Origin of the sequence: Streptococcus parasanguinis, assembly GCF_001578955.1 — a bacterium.
GTDB lineage: Bacteria > Bacillota > Bacilli > Lactobacillales > Streptococcaceae > Streptococcus > Streptococcus parasanguinis_U.
Window position 1 is genome coordinate 226,805 of record NZ_KQ969690.1, and the last position, 2,666, is coordinate 229,470.

2 protein-coding genes are annotated in these 2,666 nt (G+C 41.0%); both read left to right on the forward strand.

What is annotated here, in order from left to right; all coding sequences use genetic code 11:
- Positions 1–25 precede the first annotated feature (25 nt).
- Entirely contained in the window at positions 26–1,828 is a 1,803-nt protein-coding gene (gene pepF, locus SPADD19_RS04960) for an oligoendopeptidase F (RefSeq protein WP_061455420.1), read from the forward strand.
- Between the two features lies 1 nt (position 1,829).
- Positions 1,830–2,549 (forward strand): O-methyltransferase, encoded by a 720-nt coding sequence (locus SPADD19_RS04965; protein WP_061455421.1) that lies wholly within the window; start codon positions 1,830–1,832, stop codon positions 2,547–2,549.
- Positions 2,550–2,666: the final 117 nt, after the last annotated feature.

Consider the following 2,666-nt stretch of genomic DNA (forward strand, 5'->3'; position numbering starts at 1 on the left):
TAGTACCATTGGAGGATTAATCGAAATGGTAAAACAACGTAATGAAATTGATGAAAAATACCAATGGGATTTGTCGACAATTTTTGCGACAGATCAAGCTTGGGAAGAGGAAGCATCCAGCTTAGCTGCAGATATTAAAGCAGCTAGCCACTATGCTGGCCATTTGTTGGATTCAGCACAAACGCTTTTGGAGACCACCAATGCTTATTTGGAATTGAGCCGTCGCTTAGAAAAGGTCTATGTCTATGCTCATATGAAAAATGACCAAGATACACGAGTGGCTAAATACCAAGAATACCAATCAAAAGGGATGTCTCTTTATAGCTTGTTGGGAGAAACCTTTGCCTTCTACGAGCCTGAATTCATGGCCATTACGGATGAGCAATACAAGGCCTTTGTGAGTGAAGTTCCAGCCTTGGAACAATATGGTCATTATTTTGATCGTTTGCTAGAGAAAAAAGAACATGTCTTGTCTCAAAAAGAAGAGGAATTACTTGCAGGAGCTGGTGAGATCTTTGCAGCTGGTGGTGAAACTTTTGAAATCTTGGACAATGCAGATATTGTTTTCCCAACTGTGCATGATGACAAGGGCGAAGAAGTTCAATTAACACATGGAAACTATATTTCATTGGTAGAATCAAAAGATCGTGCCGTTCGTAAAGAAGCTTACGAAGGTCTCTACAAGGTCTATGAACAGTACCAACATACTTATGCTAAAACCTTGCAAACCAATGTAAAAGTTCACAACTTTAATGCCAAAGTTCGCAAATTCTCATCTGCCCGTGAAGCGGCCCTTTCTGAAAACTTTGTACCAGAAAGTGTTTATGATAGCTTGGTAGCAGCTGTAAACAAACATTTGCCACTCTTGCAACGCTATGTGCAATTGCGTTCAAAAATTCTAGGAATCTCAGACTTGAAGATGTACGATATGTATACGCCATTATCAGATACAGACTACAAGTTTACCTATGAAGAATCATTGGCCAAAGCAGAAGAAGTCTTGGTTGTTTTGGGGGAGGACTATCTTTCTCGTGTGAAACGTGCCTTTAGCGAACGGTGGATTGATGTGCATGTCAACCAAGGGAAACGCTCAGGTGCCTATTCAGGTGGTTCTTATGATACCAATGCTTTCATGTTGTTAAACTGGCAAGATACATTGGATAATCTCTTCACCTTGGTGCATGAAACTGGTCACAGTATGCATTCTAGCTATACCCGTGAAACCCAACCTTATGTCTATGGGGACTACTCAATTTTCCTTGCTGAAATCGCCTCTACAACCAATGAAAATATCTTGACCGAACGTCTGTTAGAAGAAGTAGAAGACGATGCAACTCGTTTTGCTATTTTGAATCACTTCTTGGATGGCTTCCGTGGAACGGTCTTCCGTCAAACCCAGTTTGCCGAATTTGAGCATGCCATTCATAAAGCAGACCAAGAAGGTACCGTTTTGACTAGTGAGTTCTTGAACAACCTTTATGCAGAGCTCAATGAAAAATACTATGGTCTTTCAAAAGAAGACAACCCTGAGATCCAATATGAATGGGCTCGGATACCTCACTTCTACTATAACTACTATGTCTTCCAATATTCAACTGGTTTTGCAGCAGCTTCAGCTCTAGCTGAAAAAATCGTTCATGGAACCCAAGAAGATCGTGACAAATATATCGACTACTTGAAGGCTGGAAACTCTGATTATCCACTAAATGTCATCCGCAAAGCAGGTGTGGATATGGAAAAAGAAGACTATTTGGACGCAGCCTTTGCAGTCTTTGAACGTCGTTTGAATGAATTTGAAGCCCTAGTAGAAAAATTAGGACTCGCATAAGATGGTAGAGTCTTATAGTAAAAATGCCAACCACAATATGCGCCGTCCAGTGGTAAAAGATGAGATCGTTGACTTTATGCGTACGCGTCAAAAACCGGTAGCGGGTGCCCTAAAGGAATTAGAAGCATTCGCCCACAAGGAAAATATTCCCATCATCCCGCATGAAACGGTAGCATACTTTAGACTACTCCTACAAGCCCTACAACCAAAGAAAATCCTTGAAATTGGGACGGCAATTGGGTTTTCGGCGCTCTTAATGGCTGAAAATGCTCCCAATGCACAAATTACTACCATTGATCGTAACGAAGAAATGATTGACTTTGCCAAGAAAAATCTAGCTAAATACGATCTGAGAAAGCAAATTACCTTGCTTGAAGGAGATGCGGTAGATGTCTTGCGGGATTTAACAGAGACCTATGACTTTGTCTTTATGGACTCTGCTAAGTCTAAGTACATCGTCTTTTTGCCACGAATTCTCGAACTCTTAGAAGTTGGGGGAGTCGTAGTATTGGATGATATTTTCCAAGGAGGAGATGTTGCCAAAGACATCATGGAAGTTCGTCGTGGGCAACGGACCATTTATCGAGGTCTTCAAAACCTCTTTAACGCGACTCTCAACCATCCAGATTTGACAGCTAGCTTGGTGCCACTTGGAGACGGTATTTTGATGATTCGTAAAAATGCAGAGACGGTAACCTTGCCAGATCCTAGCTCTTTTTAGGTAAATTTAAGGTATTCTCTCTAATTTGTGGTAAAATAGAGGAAGTTTAAAAAGGAACGGAGAGTAATTTTCATGAAGAAAAAACTTGTAGCAGGTGCTGTGACCTTGCTATCAGTC